Genomic DNA, 523 nt, shown 5'->3' with positions numbered 1-523 from the left:
CGGGTAAACTGCTGGTTGAATATGGCGGTTATGTTGCCGGTGTAGGCGCGGTAGCAAAAGGCAGCGCCCGGTTTGCCAGTCGGCAGGTTGAGAAGTTTAGGCTTAATGGGACGACGGGAACTGTTTTTGATTCAATTAAAGGAACTCAGCCTGTATATCCAGGATCTGTGATCCCTAAATCGTTTGAGATGACATTACCAAATGGCCAAAAAGTCTGGGTTCATGGCAATGCAACGGAACATATGGCTGAATATGTTGCTTCCAAAGCGATTACACACACTCCCGAGGCTGTAAGATTAACCAGTCAGATTGAACTTAAGAGTTTTCAATCTGCTGTTAATACAGCAACTAAGAATAAAATCCGATATAATGAAAGAATTATAGTTGATGGATGGCAATTGGAATTTAAACCAGCACGTGCTGCAGGAGAACTTCCTACCATTATTCATGCCCGCTATGTAGGAGCACATTAAGATGGATATATACATTCAAGATCCGATTAGTATATCAATGAATATTGTAG

Annotated in this window: 1 pseudogene; it reads left to right on the top strand. The window is 41.9% G+C overall.

Annotated elements, in window-relative coordinates:
* Positions 1-473, top strand: a pseudogene (locus FTA91_RS15570) (VENN motif pre-toxin domain-containing protein); the annotation flags it as partial.
* Positions 474-523 lie beyond the last annotated feature (50 nt).

Origin of the sequence: Yersinia thracica (assembly GCF_902170565.1) — a bacterium.
GTDB classification, from domain to species: Bacteria; Pseudomonadota; Gammaproteobacteria; order Enterobacterales; family Enterobacteriaceae; genus Yersinia; species Yersinia thracica.
The sequence above is the reverse complement of the archived record's forward strand: the minus strand, read 5'-3'. Positions and strand labels throughout refer to the sequence as shown.